General features: G+C 44.0%; 21 protein-coding genes. 17 read left to right on the top strand and 4 right to left on the bottom strand.

Annotated elements, in window-relative coordinates:
• Positions 1-8: 8 nt before the first annotated feature.
• The 7 genes from FFM84_RS13925 to FFM84_RS13895 all read left to right on the top strand — a co-directional run bounded on the left by FFM84_RS13925 (position 9) and on the right by FFM84_RS13895 (position 6,457).
• On the top strand, positions 9-797 hold the full coding sequence (locus FFM84_RS13925; RefSeq protein ID WP_130845885.1) for a radical SAM protein: 789 nt from the start codon (positions 9-11) through the stop codon (positions 795-797).
• A 190-nt stretch (positions 798-987) separates the two neighbouring features.
• The gene (gene sufC, locus FFM84_RS13920; protein ID WP_130845884.1) at positions 988-1,782 is read left to right on the top strand and encodes a Fe-S cluster assembly ATPase SufC; all 795 of its coding nucleotides are present in this window, start codon (positions 988-990) and stop codon (positions 1,780-1,782) included.
• Positions 1,766-3,079, top strand: coding sequence for a Fe-S cluster assembly protein SufD (gene sufD, locus FFM84_RS13915; protein WP_225425322.1), 1,314 nt, complete (start codon positions 1,766-1,768; stop codon positions 3,077-3,079). Before sufC ends, sufD begins: the two co-directional genes overlap by 17 nt.
• Positions 3,063-4,292 (top strand): aminotransferase class V-fold PLP-dependent enzyme, encoded by a 1,230-nt coding sequence (locus FFM84_RS13910; RefSeq protein WP_130845883.1) that lies wholly within the window; start codon positions 3,063-3,065, stop codon positions 4,290-4,292. The genes sufD and FFM84_RS13910 overlap by 17 nt, the downstream gene beginning before the upstream one ends.
• The gene (gene sufU, locus FFM84_RS13905; protein ID WP_130845882.1) at positions 4,289-4,750 is read left to right on the top strand and encodes a Fe-S cluster assembly sulfur transfer protein SufU; all 462 of its coding nucleotides are present in this window, start codon (positions 4,289-4,291) and stop codon (positions 4,748-4,750) included. The genes FFM84_RS13910 and sufU overlap by 4 nt, the downstream gene beginning before the upstream one ends.
• A complete protein-coding gene (gene sufB, locus FFM84_RS13900; protein ID WP_130845881.1) occupies positions 4,734-6,143 on the top strand; it encodes a Fe-S cluster assembly protein SufB in 1,410 nt (469 codons plus the stop codon). Before sufU ends, sufB begins: the two co-directional genes overlap by 17 nt.
• An 11-nt stretch (positions 6,144-6,154) precedes the next feature.
• Positions 6,155-6,457 (top strand): metal-sulfur cluster assembly factor, encoded by a 303-nt coding sequence (locus tag FFM84_RS13895; RefSeq protein WP_130845880.1) that lies wholly within the window; start codon positions 6,155-6,157, stop codon positions 6,455-6,457.
• 548 nt (positions 6,458-7,005) lie between these two features.
• On the opposite strand, the gene FFM84_RS13890 is transcribed toward FFM84_RS13895, so the two are convergent.
• Positions 7,006-8,622 (bottom strand): putative polysaccharide biosynthesis protein, encoded by a 1,617-nt coding sequence (locus FFM84_RS13890; RefSeq protein WP_130845879.1) that lies wholly within the window; start codon positions 8,620-8,622, stop codon positions 7,006-7,008.
• A gap of 207 nt (positions 8,623-8,829) precedes the next feature.
• Between FFM84_RS13890 and FFM84_RS13885 the strand changes: the two genes are divergently transcribed.
• The 5 genes from FFM84_RS13885 (at position 8,830) to FFM84_RS13865 (ending at position 12,003) form a co-directional block, all read left to right on the top strand.
• Positions 8,830-9,489 (top strand): CPBP family intramembrane glutamic endopeptidase, encoded by a 660-nt coding sequence (locus tag FFM84_RS13885; RefSeq protein WP_170179873.1) that lies wholly within the window; start codon positions 8,830-8,832, stop codon positions 9,487-9,489.
• A gap of 109 nt (positions 9,490-9,598) precedes the next feature.
• On the top strand, positions 9,599-10,108 hold the full coding sequence (locus FFM84_RS13880) for a helix-turn-helix domain-containing protein (RefSeq protein WP_165450000.1): 510 nt from the start codon (positions 9,599-9,601) through the stop codon (positions 10,106-10,108).
• Between the two features lie 18 nt (positions 10,109-10,126).
• Positions 10,127-10,795 carry a CPBP family intramembrane glutamic endopeptidase gene (locus tag FFM84_RS13875; RefSeq protein WP_130845876.1) on the top strand — a complete coding sequence of 223 codons (669 nt, stop codon included), beginning with the start codon at positions 10,127-10,129 and terminating at the stop codon, positions 10,793-10,795.
• Positions 10,796-10,901: 106 nt separating this feature from the next.
• Positions 10,902-11,438 (top strand): helix-turn-helix domain-containing protein, encoded by a 537-nt coding sequence (locus tag FFM84_RS13870; RefSeq protein ID WP_130845875.1) that lies wholly within the window; start codon positions 10,902-10,904, stop codon positions 11,436-11,438.
• Between the two features lie 43 nt (positions 11,439-11,481).
• Positions 11,482-12,003 carry a helix-turn-helix domain-containing protein gene (locus tag FFM84_RS13865; RefSeq protein WP_130845874.1) on the top strand — a complete coding sequence of 174 codons (522 nt, stop codon included), beginning with the start codon at positions 11,482-11,484 and terminating at the stop codon, positions 12,001-12,003.
• A gap of 35 nt (positions 12,004-12,038) precedes the next feature.
• On the opposite strand, the gene FFM84_RS13860 is transcribed toward FFM84_RS13865, so the two are convergent.
• Positions 12,039-12,557, bottom strand: a complete 519-nt coding sequence (locus tag FFM84_RS13860) for a DUF3278 domain-containing protein (RefSeq protein ID WP_130845873.1) — start codon at positions 12,555-12,557, stop codon at positions 12,039-12,041.
• A gap of 177 nt (positions 12,558-12,734) precedes the next feature.
• On the opposite strand from FFM84_RS13860, the gene FFM84_RS13855 reads away from it, so the two are divergent.
• Together FFM84_RS13855 and FFM84_RS13850 are read left to right on the top strand one after the other, a co-directional pair.
• Positions 12,735-13,136: a nuclear transport factor 2 family protein gene (locus FFM84_RS13855; RefSeq protein ID WP_225424697.1), complete on the top strand. Its 402-nt coding sequence runs from the start codon at positions 12,735-12,737 to the stop codon at positions 13,134-13,136.
• Positions 13,137-13,233: 97 nt separating this feature from the next.
• Positions 13,234-13,815 carry a DJ-1/PfpI family protein gene (locus FFM84_RS13850; protein WP_130845872.1) on the top strand — a complete coding sequence of 194 codons (582 nt, stop codon included), beginning with the start codon at positions 13,234-13,236 and terminating at the stop codon, positions 13,813-13,815.
• Positions 13,816-13,854: 39 nt separating this feature from the next.
• Here the strand turns inward: FFM84_RS13850 and FFM84_RS13845 are convergent, their stop codons facing one another.
• Both FFM84_RS13845 and FFM84_RS13840 read right to left on the bottom strand, forming a co-directional pair.
• Positions 13,855-16,293, bottom strand: a complete 2,439-nt coding sequence (locus FFM84_RS13845; RefSeq protein ID WP_130845871.1) for a glycyl radical protein — start codon at positions 16,291-16,293, stop codon at positions 13,855-13,857.
• A 649-nt stretch (positions 16,294-16,942) separates the two neighbouring features.
• The gene (locus tag FFM84_RS13840; RefSeq protein ID WP_130845870.1) at positions 16,943-17,689 is read right to left on the bottom strand and encodes a DeoR/GlpR family DNA-binding transcription regulator; all 747 of its coding nucleotides are present in this window, start codon (positions 17,687-17,689) and stop codon (positions 16,943-16,945) included.
• Between the two features lie 146 nt (positions 17,690-17,835).
• Here FFM84_RS13840 and FFM84_RS13835 point away from each other — a divergent pair, with 146 nt between their 5' ends.
• From FFM84_RS13835 to FFM84_RS13825, 3 genes are all read left to right on the top strand, one after another.
• Positions 17,836-18,642: a glycyl-radical enzyme activating protein gene (locus tag FFM84_RS13835; RefSeq protein ID WP_130845869.1), complete on the top strand. Its 807-nt coding sequence runs from the start codon at positions 17,836-17,838 to the stop codon at positions 18,640-18,642.
• 13 nt (positions 18,643-18,655) lie between these two features.
• Positions 18,656-19,381, top strand: a complete 726-nt coding sequence (locus FFM84_RS13830; RefSeq protein ID WP_165450329.1) for a VIT1/CCC1 transporter family protein — start codon at positions 18,656-18,658, stop codon at positions 19,379-19,381.
• 72 nt (positions 19,382-19,453) lie between these two features.
• Positions 19,454-19,990, top strand: a complete 537-nt coding sequence (locus FFM84_RS13825; protein ID WP_130845867.1) for a GNAT family N-acetyltransferase — start codon at positions 19,454-19,456, stop codon at positions 19,988-19,990.
• Positions 19,991-20,109: the final 119 nt, after the last annotated feature.

The following is a 20,109-nucleotide window of genomic DNA, read 5'->3' as shown; positions in this document are numbered from 1 at the left end:
ATTGGATGATGCCAGCTGATAAAGGCTTAATTTTTAATATTCAACGCTATTCCATTCACGATGGGCCGGGAATTCGCACTATTGTCTTTTTTCAAGGCTGTCCGTTGCGCTGCCCTTGGTGTAGTAATCCAGAGTCGCAAGGGGCCGTCCGCCCAATGACGTGGACGAAAAATGGCAAGACGGAAACCATTAGTTATTGGGCTACTGTTGATGAAATTCTAGACGAGATCGAAAAGGATGAGGTTTTTTATCGTACCTCTGGTGGTGGCGTCACCTTGTCTGGTGGTGAGTGTCTTGTACAATATGATTTTGCGGCGACTTTGTTGCGTGAAGTGAAAGCCTTGGGGATCAATACAGCGATTGAAACGACGGGGGCCATGCCCCTTAAAGCCATCAAAAAAGTTTTACCGTACACCGATTATGTGATGTTTGATTTGAAAATTATGAATCCGATCCTTGCTAAGCGCGTGATTGGCGATGATGTTGGGCAGGTCAAAGCTAGTTTTGAAGCGGCTCTCGCGACCCCAACAGCGCAAGTGACGCCGCGGGTCCCATTAATTCCAGGCTATACGACAAAACCGGAAAATCTTCAACAGATTGCGGATTACGTGCATGAGGTTGGCATTCATGAGATTCATATTTTACCGTTCCATCAGTATGGTAGTCAGAAATATGAGTATCTAAAACGTAACTATACGATGAAATACACACCGTTATTAACACCAACGGAAGTTGACAATATTCATCAGTTTTTTACCGATCAAAAAATTACGGCCATTGTTAGTGGTCTTGAATAATCAAGTGGTGATGGTTGAAAGTAAGACGCAACCATCACCTTTTTGGCGTTAACTGGCGATCCAGTGTAAACAGGCAAATGGTGGGATATTTTGACTGCTAGTTGCTCACAACTGATTGCCCTGAAACGCGTTTCATAACGTATACTAGAAACAACAATTCATGCAGCCAGTGAGAAATGAGGAATCAACGATGTCGACTTTAGAGATTAAAGATTTAAAGGTAACCGTTACTGAAAATGAACAAGAACGTTTGATTTTAAAAGGGGTCAATTTAACCTTAAAGACCGGGGAAACCCATGCCATCATGGGGCCTAATGGGACTGGTAAATCTACTTTATCTGAAACGATTATGGGGAACCCAGCGTACCACATCATCAGTGGACAAATCTTACTCGATGGTGAAAATTTGGTTAAAAAGACAGTTGACGAACGGGCTCGTGCCGGGCTATTTTTAGCGATGCAATACCCCGCTGAAATCAAAGGGGTCACGAACATTGAATTCTTACGTGCCGCGATTAATGCGCGCCGAGCAACTGATGACCAGATTCCGGTAACCGATTTTTTGGATCGATTGGATGAAAAATTGGCCGTCTTGAATATGTCAGATTCAATGGCCGAACGTTACTTGAATGAAGGCTTTTCCGGCGGTGAAAAGAAGCGCAATGAAATCTTGCAATTATTAATGATTCAACCAAAATTTGCCATTTTAGATGAAATCGATTCTGGGTTAGATATTGATGCCCTTCAAGTTGTTGCTAAAGGGGTAAATGCGATGAAGAGCCCTGATTTTGGGACATTAATGATCACGCATTATCAGCGTTTATTGAACTATATTGTCCCGGACTTTGTCCATGTGATGATGGATGGCCGAATTGTCAAAACGGGTGATGCTCAGTTAGCCCATACGTTGGAAGCGGAAGGTTATGCCGGCTTGCGTGATGAACTTGGCTTAGATGTGCCGTTGACCGATGACGATGTGGACTAGTGGGGTGACTAAAGTGGATAACCAAATGTTACTAACGGGCGTTCAACAATATAGCCAGACACAACATGAACCAGACTGGCTACAACAGCTACGGCAACAAGCGTTACAAGCTTATTTTAATTTACCGTTACCAAAATTTGAAAAGATCAATTATCGAGATTGGCCGTTGTTTGATTTTTCAGTGCCAAGCGTGCTTGAAAGTGAACCAGTCACGGGAGAACTAGCTAAACAGGCGGCAACGCAACAATTTTACGCAGTTGGTGATAGTACGATTCAATTGACCTTGCCAATGGCAGCCTTGCGCCAAGGGGTGATCTTGTCTGATTTACGGTCAGCGATTACACATCATGGTGATTTAGTTCAAAAGTATCTGATGCAAAAAGCGCTGCATGTTGGTGATGACAAATTAACGTCATTGAATACGGCGATGATGACGAACGGGTTCTTTTTATATGTGCCTAAAAACGTCCAATTAGAAGCGCCAATTGAGTTACTACAAATTGTCGATAATCGGACGACACAGAATTATTTCAGTCATAACTTGTTGATTGCGGATAGTGGCAGCCAAGTCAACGTGATTCAACGGTTGGCTTCAGTTGGTGATCAAGCGAACACAGCGCATGTGCTAGTCGAAGTGATGGCCGAAGCTAATAGCCAAGTGAATTTTGCTGGGATTGATACGATGTCAGCACAAACGACAGCTTACTTGAATCGTCGGGGGTATTTAGCCGCTGACGCGAAGCTAGATTGGGAATTCGCTGAAATGAATGCGGGTAACGTCATCGCCGACTTTGATTCTGAACTAAAGGGTCGTGGATCAGAAGCAATGGTCAAAACGATTGCGATTGCCAATCAAAAGCAGACTCAGGCATTGGATACGCGCGTGACCAATTATGGGAAGCAAACGGTCGCTAATATCGTGCAACGGGGCATTATTTTAGATGCGGCGACGTTGATCTTTAATGGGATCGGACATATTATCAAAGGCGCGCATGGCGCCAAAGCCAATCAAGAAAATCGCTTGCTCATGTTGTCGACTAAGGCCCGAGGCGACGCGAATCCGATTCTACTGATTGATGAAAATGATGTGGAGGCTGGCCATGCGGCGAGTGTTGGCCGTGTCGATGAACAACAAATGTATTATCTACTGAGTCGGGGAATTCCCAAACCAGTTGCAGAACGTCTGGTCATCCGTGGCTTCTTAGCGGGGGTTATTACGGAATTACGGTCGCAACGATTACGACAAGAATTGAACGATGTGATTGAGAGGCGTTTAACGGATGGGCAAAATGATTAAGGATTATCGGGCTGATTTCCCGATCTTGCAGACAACGATTAATGGTGAGCCCTTAACTTATCTAGATAGTGCGGCGACGTCGCAAAAACCACAAGCCGTGATTGATGCCATTACTGCCTACTACACAACGAGCAATGCCAACGTTCATCGTGGTGTCTATACGCTAGCGGCACAAGCAACGGATCAGTACGAAGCCGTGCGTGATCAAGTCGCCACGTTTATTCATGCGCCACAACGGGAATCGGTCTTTTTCACGCGATCTACAACGGAAAGCTTGAACTGGGTCGCCCAAACTTATGGTGAACAGTTTATTGAAGCGGGTGATGAGATTGTCTTAACGGCAATGGAACATCACAGTAACTTGGTGCCATGGCAGCAATTGGCTCAGCGAAAACACGCCAAGTTACGTTATATTCAGCTGCTACCAGATGGTCAGTTGGATATGGCCGATGCGAATCAAAAAATTACTGCAAAAACAAAATTGGTGGCGGTGGCGCAAACGTCTAACGTCTTGGGCGTCACTAATCCGATTAAACAACTGGCAGCTTTAGCGCATCAACACAGGGCAGTGATCATGGTCGATGGTGCCCAAGCGGTTGCCCATCAATCCGTTGATGTGCAGGCAATGGATGTAGACTTTTATGCGTTTTCTGGTCACAAAATGCTGGGCCCAACTGGTGTCGGTGTGCTTTATGGCAAGTTAGCTTTATTAGAACAACTGACGCCTGCGCAATTCGGTGGTGAAATGATTGATAACGTTGATTGGCAAACGACTACGTTTGCGGCCATCCCGCAACGTTTTGAAGCCGGTACACCTAATATTAGTGGTGTCATTGGTTTAGGAGCAGCGATCACTTACTTGCAACAAGTCGGTTGGTCCGCGATTCAGACTCAAGAAAAGACACTGACAATGCAACTTTTAACTGGCTTAGCAGCGATGGATGGTGTGACTGTTTATGGTCCGCTTGATGCTAATTTTCATGGCCCGGTGGTGGCATTTAATGTGGCCGGTGTTCACCCCCATGATGTCGCGACCGGATTAGATATGGACGGTATTGAAGTCCGGGCCGGTCATCACTGTGCCCAACCATTAATGCAAGTGCTAAACGTTGAGTCAACCGTGCGAGCGAGCCTGATGTTTTACAATACGTCGGCCGAAATCGATCGGTTGCTGACAACATTAGCGGCAGTAAAGGAGTTCTTCCAAGGATGAGCTTATTGAAATTAAACGAGTTATATAAAACGGTCATTTTAGATCATGCCCAACACCCGCATCATCACGGTCAATTGGCGGAAGTACCAGGCGTAACCCTGAATAATCCGAGTTGTGGCGATGTGATTCAAGTCCAAATTGAGGTGCAGCATCAACAAATTAATCGGATTGCGTTTAGCGGGACGGGGTGTACGATCTCACAAGCTTCGGCGAGCGTGATGACCGATGTGTTAAGCCAGCAAACGATGACGCAGGCTCAACAGTTGATTCATGATTTTTCACAGTTGATTATGGGAAAAAGCCTAACAACAGCAGCTAAACATCAGTTAGGCGATGCCGCAGTATTAGGGACTGTGGCTGAGTTTCCAACCCGAATTCGCTGTGCGATGTTAGCGTGGCATGCCGCTGAACAATGTTTAGCAGAGATTGGAGGAACCGATAATGGGTCAAAAAGTTGAACAAGTGGTTAGCGATAACCAGAATTATGAATATGGGTTCCACGATGATGTCACCCCGGTTTATTCGACGGGGGAGGGTTTAACCGAAGCAGTTGTACGGCAGATTTCGGCGGCCAAACATGAACCCCAATGGATGCTCGATTATCGCTTAAAAGCCTATGACATTTATCAAAAATTACCAATGCCAAAATTTGGTCCAGATTTGTCGGGCCTTGATATGGCGCATATGAAGTATTTTCAAAAAGCCACCGATAAAAAATATCGGAATTGGGAAGATGTCCCACCTAAGATTAAGGAAACTTTTGATCGATTAGGTGTTCCAGAAGCTGAACGGAAGTACTTAGCAGGATCGAGTGCGCAATATGAATCAGAAGTCGTTTATCATCGTATGCGTGAAACGTTTGATAAAACGGGGATTATTTTTACCGATACTGATACGGCGTTGCAAAAATATCCCGAACTCTTTAAAAAATGGTTTGGCAAATTGGTTGAACCAGCGGCCAATAAGTATGCCGCGTTAAATGCGGCGGTATGGTCAGGCGGGTCGTTCATTTATGTGCCCAAGGGGGTTAAAGTGACGACCCCGATTCAAGCGTATTTTCGGATCAATGCGGAAAATACGGGGCAATTTGAACGCACCCTGATTATTGTTGATGAAGGTGCCAGCGTGAATTACGTGGAAGGTTGTACCGCACCAAACTATGATTCGGATAGTTTGCATGCCGCCGTGGTTGAGGTCAATGTGTTAGCGAATGCGACGTGTCGCTACACGACGATTCAAAACTGGTCCAATAATGTCTATAGTCTGGAAACCAAACGAGCTCAAGCGCTGGAAAATGCGACGATGGAATGGGTCGATGGTAATTTAGGTTCTAAAATCACCATGAAATATCCATCCGTTTATTTAAATGGTCAGGGCGCCCATGGGACGATGTTGTCAATCGCGGTCGCTGGTCATAACGTCGATCAAGATAATGGGGCGCGAATGATTCATAATGCCAAAAACACCACGTCGTCAATTGTCTCTAAGTCGATTGCTAAAGATGGCGGGGCCGTTGATTATCGAGGGACGGTCCGGTTTGGTCGTCATTCTGATGGGTCGTTTGCCCATGTGGAATGTGACACGATTATTATGGATGACCAGTCGTCTAGTGATACGATTCCATATAATGAAATTTTGAACGGTAATGTGTCGATGGAACATGAAGCGAAGGTTTCTAAAGTGTCAGAAGCTCAACTTTACTATTTGATGAGTCGGGGAATTTCTGAACAAAAAGCGACCGAAATGATTATCATGGGGTTTGTCGAACCTTTCACCAAACAATTGCCGATGGAATATGCGGTTGAATTGAATCGGTTGATTAGTTTTGAAATGGAAGGCTCAATTGGTTAGGAGGAAACTGAATGGCAACATTTAAAGAGACCGGGATTGCGGCTTTACAAGACGTGATTGATCCCGAACTGGGTGTCGATATTGTGAGCTTAGGCTTGATTTATGATGTGACTAATGATGATCAAGGCCATTGTGTGGTCACGATGACGTTAACGATGATGGGGTGTCCACTGACTGATGTCTTGGCTAATGGGATTACCGATGCGTTGACGGCGTTACCTGAGGTTAAAGATGTTGAAATTAATTTGGTCTGGGAACCAGCCTGGTCGATTGCCCGGATGTCACGGGCAGCGCGGTTAACCTTGGGTGTCTAGGATCAGAGTGGGACAAAAGACGGGTTGCTACCGAGTATAGCCTAGGCAGATGAATGATTGTGCATTTTCAATCGTTCGTCTGCCGTAGCTAAACGGAGGGAGCAGTCTTTTGGCGCACGTTTCGGCTATAATTATCTGGAAATATAAAAAGCGTTTAGGTTTGGCCTAGGTTTATCTGAATGAAAGTCATTTGAATTCAATGACTTTCAATTAGATAGAGAGGTTGTTATAATATAGACGTAGAAATGGCATAACATGTGATACACCAAATCCCCCAACTATCGGTAGTAGTTGAGGGATTTTTTTTACGCTCTATGTAGAGAACGGGTGGGTTAGACGTTGCCTGTCATCATTCTTCATGATGGTCTAACCAATAAACGGACAACGAAACAATCAGACCAACCATCAATGGATAATAGAAATGGAGCAGCATGTGATTCCACCTCCCCCTGTTGCAAATGTGGGGTAGGCAACATTGTTATTATACTTGATACGTAAAGGTAAGGTGCATCATCACACTTTAATGTTTTATCACTAAGTGGAGTGAACTAACGAAAGTGTTTATATTGTCGATACTGGCGCCCAATTTTTAAATTCAAGGCCATACTTGGCAAACTATAGAATGAGCCCAATAGGCCAAAGATACCGAGCATGAGACTACCTTCGATGGCCGCGAAAATAAATGCTAGGACGCGATCACTAACGGGGAATAAGCGATCACCTAAGCCATAGACAATTAGTGCCACGATGAGAAATTGACCGACAACAGCAAACATTGTGGTCACATCGGAGTGCTTGACTTTTAGCGTAATGTCACTGGTCCGAAGTAAGTAAACGACTCCGGCAATACTAATTGTGGTAAAAGCGATAAATGTCGAAAGTAGGGCGCCATTGGCATGGAACAAGTAGACTAGTGGAACTTGAGTGAGTCCTTTCAAGGCTAAGCCAACCACTAACAAGGTGACGGCGCGGCGATGTTGACCAAGCGCTTGGATCAACGTGAAGACATCAGTAAAAATAGCTAACGGCAAACTAACCACAATTGCCCAGCGCATTAGTTGGCCGCCTTGAACATCAAAACCAAAGAAGACGGTGTTAATTTGTGGCGCCAATAATGCCAAGATAATGATCATCGGTGCGATTAGCCCAAAGAGCATCTTAAAATTGTTTACGATAACTTCAGTGACTTTAGTTCGGTCATGTTGAACGCCAGCTAAAATTGGTAAAGTCGTTTCAGAGACCGCTAAAGCTAACGAGATAATCACGGTCGTAATCTTATTCGGATTAGCAGCGAATAACGTAAATAAATTTTGAATCGTGGTGGCTGACTCAGTAGTGACGTGTAACATGATTTGTTTGAATGTAAATTGATCAATGAGTTGAGATAGTGTGATTCCAGCACCAACGAATACGAAGGGTAATGCTTCTTTGAGAATCGTGATGAAATCTGCTTTTAAATCTAGTTGGGCGGCGGGGACACTGTGACTTAGTTGAGCTTGATATTGAGTCCGGCGTTGATAGTAGTACCAGCCAAGATAAACTAAGCTGGCGATGGCACCAAAGAAAGTCGCAAATGTGCTCAGGCTAACGGCCACGGTTAAAGAGCGACCCAGTAGCCTGTAACTAACATAAGTAGCGCCTAAAATACCAATCACGCGGATGAATTGTTCAATTAATTGTGAGATGCCAAAGGGTTTCATATCTTGATTGCCTTGAAAATAACCACGAATAATGCTCATGACGGGCAAGATAAATAAGGCTGGTGTAAGAAAACGAATCACGGTGGTGGTCGCTTGGACGGAGGTCACAGGAGATCCGCTGGCAATCATTGGGGCAAAGCCAAAGAGCAAGCCACCACAAATAAACCCGGAAATACTCATGAACAATAAGCCAGCTTTGAATAGACGTTGGCTATCTAAATAACGATTTTGGGCATTATAACCGGCAATTTTACGTGAAATAGCGGTTGGAAAACCGGATGTCCCGAGTGATAAAAAGAGGGCATAGGGGGTGTAAGCCGCGTTAAACATGGCCTGTGCAGATAATTGATGTTGTTGCGAGCCGAGCATCATCAACCACGGAATTAAGTAGACCACGCCAAGTACTCGTGAAAAGATACTGCCGAATGACATCCAAAAAGTCCCTGATAATAGTTTATTCTTCAAAAAGTTCCCCACCCCAAAATAAGTTTATCAATTAATACAATGAGCTTATCTTATCATGATTAGTCTAAGAGAACGTCTGGCTTGGCGAAAATTTAGCAAATCACTAGGAATGGGCTTTGTTAGGTCAATAATTAGTTAAGCCTCACTGACCATTGGATTGGCTAGCAGCTCGTTATAATTAAGCTAAAAAAAGGGGGGGGGCTAATGATGAGCAGATTAAAGCGAATTTTAAGTCGATGGCGTGGTGGTGTGATGATGGTGTGGTTATTTGTCTTAGATAGTTTAGCAGCAGGGCCAATGTTTTTCTTGGCGTGGTTAAAAACGACTAACTTAACTTTGCAGATTGCTTTAACAGCATTAAGTGTCTTGTTAACAGTCGGTGTTATTGCGATTGCCTGGTGGTACTATCGCAAATGGCCGCCAATTCGACGATTCTTTAAGACGCCGAAACATGTTAAAGTGTGGTGGTTTGGTGGGGCCGCTTTGATGGTTGGTCAAGCCTGGTTGCCATGGGGAGAAATGCCGCATAACCAACTGGTCATTAATCGATTGCTGTATTGGGCACCCGGGATGGCAATTATCGTTGTCGTTTTAGGGCCAATGCTTGAAGAATTCATTTTTAGAGGAATCTTTTTTCGACGACTATTACCAGTTGTGAGTCGATGGCAAACTGGTTTAGTTGGGGTTCTAATTTCGGCACTAATCTTTGGCAGCTTACATGGCTCACTATTAATTTGGCGTAGTTGGAGTTACGTCCTGGCAGGGGTGATTTTAGCGAGTACTTATCTGATTACTGCTGATTTGCGGAGCAGCATCGTGCTGCATATGTTGAATAATCTCATATCGGTCCTGTTATTTTTTATTTAGTTCAGTTGTCACAAAGTCAATAGTACCAAGGGTGCAACTAGAAGGTGCGGCTAATTGACTTGCTAATTAGCCGTCTTTTAGTATGCTGAAAGTACGAGGGGATGAGCAGATGGAAATCGGGCAACGGATTCAACAACAACGAAAATTAAAACAATGGTCACAAGCAGCATTAGGGGATCGATTACATTTATCGCGGCAATCGATTTCAAAGTGGGAAAATGGCACTGCATTGCCGAGCTTTGCGAATATTGTGGCTTTGAGTGATTTGTTTGGATTAAGTCTCGATGAGTTGATTCGTCCAGATGAACAGTTGATGGCCCATTTAGAAGATCGTGAATTAAGTCCGGTCGCCACAATTTGGTGGTGGGGATTGGGTGGTGCGATACTTGTCTTCATTGGACTATTGGTCTTTAGAATTGATGCGGCCGCACTCACAAGTAGCTTGGGATTGATTAGTGCGATTGGGTTAGGCGTGGCTTTAAAATGGCGTCAAGTTAATCGGGCCTTCTCAAAAGCGGCGATTGTTTGGGGAAGCCTATTATTGGGGACGTTCTTAGTGCCACAGTTGTTCGGAATGTTGGCAACAGTTATAACTGATATGAAAATTTGGGGATATTAAGGGAATGAGGAAAAGTTGATGGCAAGATTAAAACGGGTTTTAAAGCGATGGCCAGGTATTTTTGCTTTATTGTGGTTCACGATTGTTTATAGTTTCGGTCAAGCACCAATTGTTGTTTTAGGTATGATCAAGCAGCCTAGTTTGACGGTTCAAATTATTTTGACGATTGTCGGAGTGTTGACTTTAGCGATAGCCGCGTGGTTTATCTGGCAATATTATCAAAAATGGCCACCAGTTAAACGGTATTTTTCAAAACCACAGCATCCGGTGATCTTTATGGTCATCATGGTCGCCATTGTAGCGGTGGGTCAGGCAATTCCTACGGGAACATCGGATAATCAAGCGACCCTAGAACAATTGATGCGTAACGCACCAGTTGGGATGACGTTGATGGCAGTGGTTGGGGCACCGATTTGTGAAGAGCTATTATTTAGAGGGATTTTCTTTCGGCGCTTTTTACCGACCATCAGCAGCTGGCAAACTGGTGTGATCGGTATTTTAATTTCAGCGTTAATCTTTGGAAGTTTGCATGCGTCGTTGTTTAGTCTCACGGTTATTCCATATATCGCGATGGGGATTGCTTTTGCCATGACTTATTTGGCGTTTGATGACTTACGATATGATATCGGCTTGCATATGTTGAACAATTTAATTGCAGCGGTGACCTTTTTTATGTCAATTCATTAGGACCAGCAAAGTCAATGATACCAAGGGGGCAACCAAACAGTTCCCCAGAATTGCTTGCGTTTTTTTATCAAAATTCGTAAGCTGAAATTATCGGAGGGGATGCAACATGGAGATTGGTGAGCGGTTACGAGAACAACGCAAGACACGTCAATTGTCACAAGCTAAATTAGCCGAAGCGTTACATTTGTCGCGGCAGTCTATTTCAAAATGGGAGAACGGGACGGCGTTACCGAGTTTTGCAAATGTGGTGGCGATTAGTGAGTTGTTTGGGATTAGTTTGGATGAGTTAATTAAGGGGGATGAAGCGCTGATGGATCATTTGAAGCATGAAGAATTTATTCGACCAATTAGCAAGTTAGTCATCATGGGGATCGCCATTTGTGTTGGTATTTTGATTGTTTTTGCATGGCTGCATATTTCGATGATCCAGGTTAGTGGCTGGTTAGGCCTGATTGCGGTCGTTGGGTTTATCGGGTTGTTGTGCACACTTAATTGGGAACAGTTAAATAAATCATTATCTAGAAAGGCAGTCATTTGGGGTGCAATTTGTTTAGGCACGTTGGCAGCCCCCGCGGCTAGTAACATGATTGCGACTGCTATTAAAGCGATGATTGAAGGTTTTAATCGGGGATATCATGGCTGATCTTTAGCTTTGATAAAGCATACGAATATCGGAGGAATACAGTATGGAGATTGGTGAACGATTACGGGAACAACGCAAAGCTCGTCAATTGTCACAGGCTAAATTAGCCGAAGCGTTACATTTATCGCGGCAGTCCATTTCAAAATGGGAGAACGGGACGGCACTACCAAGTTTTGCGAATGTGGTGGCGATTAGCGAATTATTTGGGATTAGTTTGGATGAGTTAATTAAGGGGGATGCGGCATTAATGGATCATTTGAAAAGCAATGACCACTTTTTCAGTCCAGTGGGGAAATTAGTGACAATTGGGATCAGTGTTGGCTTAGGTGCGTTGATTGTGTTGACGTTATTACATGTGTCAATCGCACATGTTGGTGATTGGATCGCCTTGGCGGAACTGATTGGGTTTATTGGATTAGTTTGTACGATTAAATGGGAGACGTTGAATAAATCACTATCAAACAAGGCGGTCTTTTGGGGTGTTATTTGGCTGGCGGCTTTGACGATCCCCATGGTGATGGATATTCTTCGTGGCATTGTTGAAGGACTGAATTCATATAATTGATAAAAAAAGACTGCGATGGCGGTCTTTTTTCGTTGTCAATGTTGTTTGCGAATCCGTCTGGCCTCAGAAATGCCAAACACAATATTAAGTATAAGGCTATGTTCAAGCGCATCGATTAGATTATCAGGTTTTGCCAGCTCTTGGACAAGTGTTAGGTGATCAAACGAAGTAAGACCGGTCAGTAAGTCAAAAATAAATGTCCCAACCACAGTGAATTTGAGTGTTTTCCAAATAAGTTGTGAATAGGCTGATTTGAGATCAGGGACAAGAATGGTGTCATCGATCAAGTGTGCTCGGCGACTAGCCAAGGAAATGTAAGTATCAAGGCCAAAAATGACAAAAATAAAGTTAATGCCAAAGATAACTAGGATCGCTTCATCATCAGCGGCGAATACCGTCCAAATGATGATGATAAACGGCTCAATTAATAAAACCGTAATACATAAACAAAAAGCGATAGTGCTGATACGACCAATGATTTGCCATTGTGAAGTGGTGATGGGTGCTTGCGGTTTGAGTCCAAAAACATGTTTGACGAGTTGCTCGCGAGTCATGATGAACACCCCCTAGGTTATAGTAAACATCTTTTCTAGATTATACATGTTAGTAACGGTTAACATGAGATGATGGGCCTTCGAAAGGTTAGTGTCGAAACTTATTATCACTATTGATAAAGCGCTTACTAAATCGTATGATCAAAAGGATAAGTTAATGACGAAGGGAACTGGAAAATGATGATCGATTTAAATGACCCAGTGTTTTTACAACGTCAAACAAAAATTAAACAATACTTCAAGATGTGGCTAAACCGTGATTTTAGCGACTTACCGACAATTATCGCCCCAGATTGTTATTACCAGGAATGCTATGGCCCGGCTTACTTGTCCTTAACTGAGATTCAGGCTTGGATTGCACATCAACTAACGGTGCAGACGGTAACTGCTTGGCCAATTACGACGATGTGGGCAGCCACCGACAATACGGTTTTTGTCGAGTGGTCATTTACCGCGAAAACAACGGAAATCACCCAGTTTGATGGCCTCTCAAAAATTCATTTTAATGCGGCTGGTCTGATTGATGATTTACGTGAGTATGAAACGACCACCAAACATACTTATCCCTATCACCATTAAGTTTAAAACTTTTGATTAAGTGGTCAGTAGAGTCTTTCATTTTGGCAACGACTTATGCTAAGCTAGGCAACAATCTAGATGAAGGTGGCGGCATAAAATGGCACAAGTGTTACTGTTTTTGAATCAAGGATTTGAAACAATGGAATTTAGTCCGTTCGTCGACGTTTGCGGTTGGGCTCGAAATGATTATGATGTAGATATTCACGTGACGACGGCCGGGTTTACCCCGGTGGTGCGGAGTACATTCGACGTTGATGTTACTGTCGATAAACTGATCACGGATATAACTGTTGATGATTATGACGCCTTAGCAATTCCGGGTGGTTTTGAAGAGTACGGGTTTTATGAGACGGCATACAGCGATGCTTTCTTAGCGTTAATTCGGGCTTTCCATGCAGCGGATAAATTAATTGCGACCATTTGTGTCGGCGCCTTGCCGGTTGGTAAGAGTGGCGTTTTAACTGGGAAACAAGCAACGACTTATCATTTACGCCGTGGTTATCGCCAAAAAGAATTAGCCAAATTCGGTGTCAATGTGGTTAATGAACCGGTTGTTTTTGACGCTAACGTGATTACCTCTTATTGCCCACAAACAGCTGCTTTGGTGGCTTTTAAGATGTTAGGGTTACTGACGGATGAGGCTACCGAACAAACGGTTAAACAAGCGATGGGTTATTAAAAAAAGCATCACCGAAAATTTTCGGTGATGCTTTTTACGTTAAAGCGATTGTTCAGTTCGTTCGATAATGTCGTCTTGGGTTTCTTTCGATAAGCCCACGAAGAAGGCCGAATAACCAGCCACACGGACAATTAAATCACGGTGTTTTTCGGGATGATTCTGGGCATCGACCAAAGTGTCTCGTGACACGATGTTATATTGCACGTGGTAGCCGTGCAGACGGTTGAAGAAGGTCCGCAGTAGGGCAACTAGTTTCATACAACTTTCGTCATTACGAAGAATTTGTGGTGACATCTTTTGGTTGAGCAAAACGCCACCGGTGATATCTTCTGTGTGTAACTTGGAAACGGATTTGAAGACGGCGGTTGGGCCATCCGCATCCATGGCATGTTCTGGGGAACAACCTTCTGCTAGCGGTGTTCGCGCATGGCGGCCATCTGGTGTGGCTAAGGTACTGTGGCCTTGACCAACGTTAGCGGAAATGGATGAAGTCCCAGCATAGCGTAAGCCACCAATCGGACCGCGACCGTAACGAGTATTCTTGTACTTTGCGATTTCATCAATATAAGGTTGATAAGCCTCGACGATCAAGTTATCAACATAGTCATCGTCATTGCCGTATTTCGGCGCGTCATCGATCAGCATTTGCCGAATAGCTTCACCATCTTCACCAGCAAAGTCAGATTGTAAGGCATCCCATAATTGTTGAGTCGTTAAGCGATGTTCTTCAAAGACCAACTTCTTAACGGCCGCTAAAGAATCTGCCAAGTTGGCAATACCGACTTGTAACCCACTGATAAAGTCGTAAACAGCACCGCCTTCTTTGATCGTTTTGCCACGACCGATACAGTCATCGGTTAAAACAGAACACAAGATGTCTGGATAATTTTGTTCCAAAGCAAGGTCACAGCTGTTTTCGATAATGACACTTTGCCGCGTCATTTCACGTAAGGCTTTATCCCAAGCCGCCATTAATTGCTGATAACTAGTCATGTCGGTGAATTTACCGTAGTCGGGTAATAACCGTTTGCCGGATTCAGGATCGATCCCACCGTTCATCACAATTAGTAAGACGCGTGGGAAGTTAATGAAACTCATCCCAGTGCACCGGTAGCCCCATTTACCAGGGATCGCAGTTTCGACACAGCCGATAGCACTGTAATTGTAAGCATCTTCCTTTTTAACACCACGGCGAATGAAGGATGGAATAATGACTTCGTCGTTGTTGAACGCCGGCATACCGAGGCCTTGTTTAATGACTTCGATACATTCACGCATAAAGTCATCACTTAGCCCTTTATGGTAACGGACAGTTAAGTTTGGTTGTGGCAGATGTGCTTGGGCAATGGCCCGTAAAATCAAGTAAGACATCGGATTAACGGCGTCTTTGCCGTCAGGGGTTTGCCCACCAATCGTAATATTTTGATAAAGCGGACTCCCAGCAGAAAATTCAGTATGTTGCCATGAACGAACCTTATTAATGGTTAATGTCTTGAGGCAGAGATTTGTGAGTAGCTCAGTGGCTTGATCAGCCGTGATTTCCCCGGTTGCTAAGTCATGTTCATAAAATGGATCTAGATATTGATCTAAACGACCGTAAGAAACTGAATGCCCATTGGATTCAATTTGTAGGGTCAAATGAACCAACCAAACAGCTTGGATGGCTTCGTAGAACGTATCGGCTGCTTCATAAGGTACCTTAGTTAAAATCTGAGACAGCTTGGTTAGTTGTGCTTTGCGCGTTGGGTCCGTGGTAGTTGCGGCTTTTTTGGCAGCCAAGTCGGCGTAACGTTGTGCAAAGTGGTGAATGGCTTCGATTGAGATTAGTCCAGCCTTGTAGAAGTAATACTTCTTTTGATTTTCAAAATCAGTTAAATCAAGGTCAGCGAGGGCCACTTTAATGCGATCTTCGTACCACTTTAAGCCTTTGGTGACGACATTTTGGTAATCGACTGCGATGTGGCCATCACCGGATGTGATATTTCCATCAGCGCCAATAATACCTAGATCGTAGAAGATCCGGCTAGCTTCGGGGAACGAGCGGTAACCACGATCTTCGAGGGTGTTATGTTGCCAAAATGGCGCAATGTCACGCAATTCTTGTTTGGATTCTTCAGTAATATAGAAGACATCGCCAGGGCGCTTCTCAAAGGTATCGAGTTCATCAATCACCCAGTTCATCGAGTATTCGGGAAAAACGGGGGCCCAACGATTTTGGCGGGCTTGGTTCCCAACTAATAACGTGTCGTCTTCAATGAAGATGGTCATCTTATCGAGTACATTTTCTAGCATCTTAGCGCGCAAAATGTCGACTTGTTCATCTTGATGTTGTTGATAAGTTTCAGTGGTTAAAATGGCCCGTTCGGGGTCAACGTAAGGTTTGGCATCAATAATACTATCGCGGAAGCGATCCATCATTGGGGTTAGCTTGCCGAAATGAGTCATATTGGTTTTATTTTGAGTAAGGGCTGTGGTCATTATGGACACTCCTTTTTGTTGTTCGAAACCATTTTATCTTTCTTACGTAACTATCATAACATGTCGTTAACGTGGGTCAAGCGTTTTCAAAAGGAAAGTCATGGTTAATAAAAACTGGTATCAGACTGCACGAATGTGCAATTTGATACCAGTTTTTATAAGACTAACTATAAAAGTTACTTTTTGGCAATAATTATCAATATGATGGGCTTTTACCGATTAAAAAAAGACTGACTTGCCACATACCGTTCGCCCACCTTGAGCCGGAACGCGGTGGGCGGACCGGTTCAGCCAAAGAGCGGTCTGAACCATCGTTTTGAACCACTAAAACCGTGTTTCAAAAACGCCAGGCTCTAAGCGATAAATCGCTAAAAGCCTCCTACGGCTGGGCTCAATGTGGACTCACTCTCGGTTATAATAGCGACCACTAAATTGACATAGCAAACTAACCGGAGTCAGCCAGTGATGGCGCCGGCCGTGAAAACATCGTTAGTCCGGATGGCTTTTCCGGACTTTACGATGTGGACGTCTTTTGAGACTAGCGGTTTTTGCTAGGCTTAAAAGCGAGGTGGAAGCCCGTTTTTTGGCTGGAACCGGTCCCCACAGCCAGCAGAATCGCTGGCTGGCGTAGGTGACTCATTTAGCAGAACTAGGCCAAGGTCACGTTAATTCGATTTTGCTGTAATAAATCCTGAACGTTAGTTGGAATTTTGGGATCAGTAATGACGGTATCTACTTGGTTGAATGCCAACTGGCGCACCGTACTCTTGGACTGGAACTTGCGAGAATCAGTTAAGATAATCGTCTGTTCTGCATTTTCAACCATCGCTTGCACGGTATCGGCGCGCATGATGTCGTTACTGTAGAAGCCAAATTGCGTGTCGAAACCATCCGTTCCTAAAAATAATTTGTTGGTGTGAAAATTAGCCAACATCGCTTTAGTTAACGGCCCCACGGCGACTTGTGAATCAGATTGATACTCGCCACCTAGGACGTTAACGCTAATATTGGGGTAATCGCGCACGTAATTGGCGATAAAAAAAGAAATGGTGATAATGGTGACCCGTTTACCAGCCTGGGCCAATTCGGCGGCCATTAACGCGCAAGTTGAGCCTGATTCAATCATGATCGTTTCGTTATCCTGAACATTAGCGGCGGCCACTTTAGCAATCTGGCGTTTCGTATCATAGTTTTGTGCTAAACGAAACTTTAAATCATTCGGATTGTTGATCATCGCAAAGCCGTGTTGCCGCTGTAGTAAACCTTGGTCTTCTAGCAACGTTAAATCCTTACGAATCGTTACTTTCGAAACGTGTAGTAAGGCGGCCAATTCATTGACCTCGATTTTTTTTCGCTGGTTAACAATTTGCAGTAGTTGTTCATTACGAGTATTCATTCGTGTCACCATCCTGTCGGCATTATTATAGCATGCTTGTTCATTAAAACGATAACCGAATAACTTTCTTTCGAAATTAAAACTATTTACGTTTGATATTATTTGCGTTAGGATAATGGCAAAAGCAACTAAAGGAGTGATTAATAATGGCGACCGCAACTGCCACGACGACGCCCTTAAAAGGGTTAGTCTTCAATATTCAAAAATTTAGTATTAATGATGGTCCAGGTATTCGAACCGTGGTGTTTTTTAAGGGTTGTCCGCTACGTTGCCAATGGTGTTCGAATCCAGAATCGCAATCGGGATTACAAGAATCAATGCACGACGAACAAACGGCTAAAGAAACAATTGTTGGCGACTATATGACAGTCGATGAAATCATGCAGGTTATTTTGCAGGATCGAGATTTTTACGAAGAATCCGGTGGTGGGGTGACTTTTTCTGGTGGTGAAGTTTTATTTCAAGCACCATTTGCGATTGAGCTCGCCAAAGCGGTAAAAGCGGCCGGTATTCATTTGGCCTGTGAGACGACGGGTTACACCACCCCCAAATTGTTCAAGGAATTCATGAGCTATATGGACTTTATGTATTATGACTGTAAACAGTGGGATCGCAATCAACACCGGGCTGGGACTGGTGCTGATAATACGGTGATTTTGAAAAATCTAGCCACCGCAGTTCAGGCGCATAAAACGATGATGGTCCGGATTCCAGTTATTCCAGGCTTTAATTATACGTTGGCTGATGCGGATCATTTTGGTGAACTCTTTGTAAAATTAGGCGTACCCGAAGTGGAATTACTGCCATTTCATCAATTTGGCTTGAAAAAATATCAAGATTTAGGCCGTGAATATGCACTAAAAGACGTGAAACAGTTACAAGCTGAGGATTTAGTGGATTACAAAAAAATGATTGAAAAGCATGGCGTTAAGGTGCGGATTAATGGTTGGTAGGGAGTGAATGGATATGGATTTTACGTTACGAACCGTCTTTAAGCATACCTTGTTAGCAGATCGGTTGAACATTATTCGCGCGGGCATTCTAGGCGCTAACGATGGGATTATCTCAGTATCAGGCATTGTGTTAGGTGCGATGGGAGCAAGTTTTTCTAGTTCTTACTTATTGGTTTCTGGCGTGGCCGGCATGTTAGCCGGAGCCTGTTCAATGGCTGGTGGGGAATATATTTCGGTGAGTGCTCAGCATGATATTCAACGCAATACCGTCAAAAAGGTCCTGCAGGATACGGCGAAGACGCCAGCAATGTCACGTCAACAATTGATTACCAGTTATCAAAAACGTGGATTGAGTTTGAAGACAGCCGTAACAGTGGCCGATGAATTGATGGCGAATGTTAATGTGCAAGCTCAAGTTGACGAAAAAGTCGCTGACACGTATCAACTTAAAGTTGGGCATTATTTGAATCCCTGGCATGCAGCGGCAACCTCATTTTTATCTTTTATTACAGGCGCTTTAATTCCACTATTAGCGATGACGTTGGTTCCTAATCCGTATAAAGTCTTAGGCACGCTAATTGCGATGGTGATTGCGTTAGGCATGAATGGGGTTGTCAGCTCACGCTCGCAAACCTTATCAACGAGACGCACGATTTTGCGCAATATCGCAGTGGGGCTACTGACAACGATAATCACGTTTGCCTTAGGTGAGCTTTTTCACACAACCATTGGTGGCTAGAACTAAATCATTGAAAATTTACTGAAAATTACTATACTGAAACAATTAACAGTAAATTTGGAGATGAGCGTAGTGCCAGAATTTTTAACTGAACGGCTCGTATTACGACCGTTTAACGCAGCCGATCATGATGCCTTACAAGCGATGTTGTTAGATCCACAAGTCGTGGCGTATTTACGTTACCGCGTGCTAACAACACCCGCAGCGTTTGACGACAGTTTTCAGACGCACTTTTTAGCCGATACCGACACGACTTTTGCATTGGAAAATCGACAAACCCATGAGTTAGTCGGTTTTTATGAGTTTCACGAAGATGGGACGACGGGGATTTTAACCTATGCCTTGGCACCAGCGGCTTGGGGCCATGGTTATGTCGCCGAAGCTGGTTTGGCATTGATGCAATATGGCTTTGAAACGTTAGGATTTGATGAGTTACAAGCGCACTATGCGGATGCTAATCCTAATTCCGGTCGAGTGATGGCGAAGATGGGGATGCATGATATGGGCGTGTTGAAAGCGAAGACCCAGCCTGATGGTCAAACGATTCATGTGATGGCCTACAACTTAATGAAACCTGATTGGCAAGACGCACAATCTGCGTCGGCCTAATCACCGAATAAAGGGCCATGACGGCGGTCACGGCCTTTTTTTTATGCCGAAACGTGTCATTCTTTTTCTGTAACCCCTCGTGTTCTTTCTGAAAATAGTGTAATCTTAAAGGATAGGAT

This window comes from Lactiplantibacillus mudanjiangensis, assembly GCF_005405385.1.
Lineage (GTDB): Bacteria > Bacillota > Bacilli > Lactobacillales > Lactobacillaceae > Lactiplantibacillus > Lactiplantibacillus mudanjiangensis.
The sequence above is the reverse complement of the archived record's forward strand: the minus strand, read 5'-3'. Positions and strand labels throughout refer to the sequence as shown.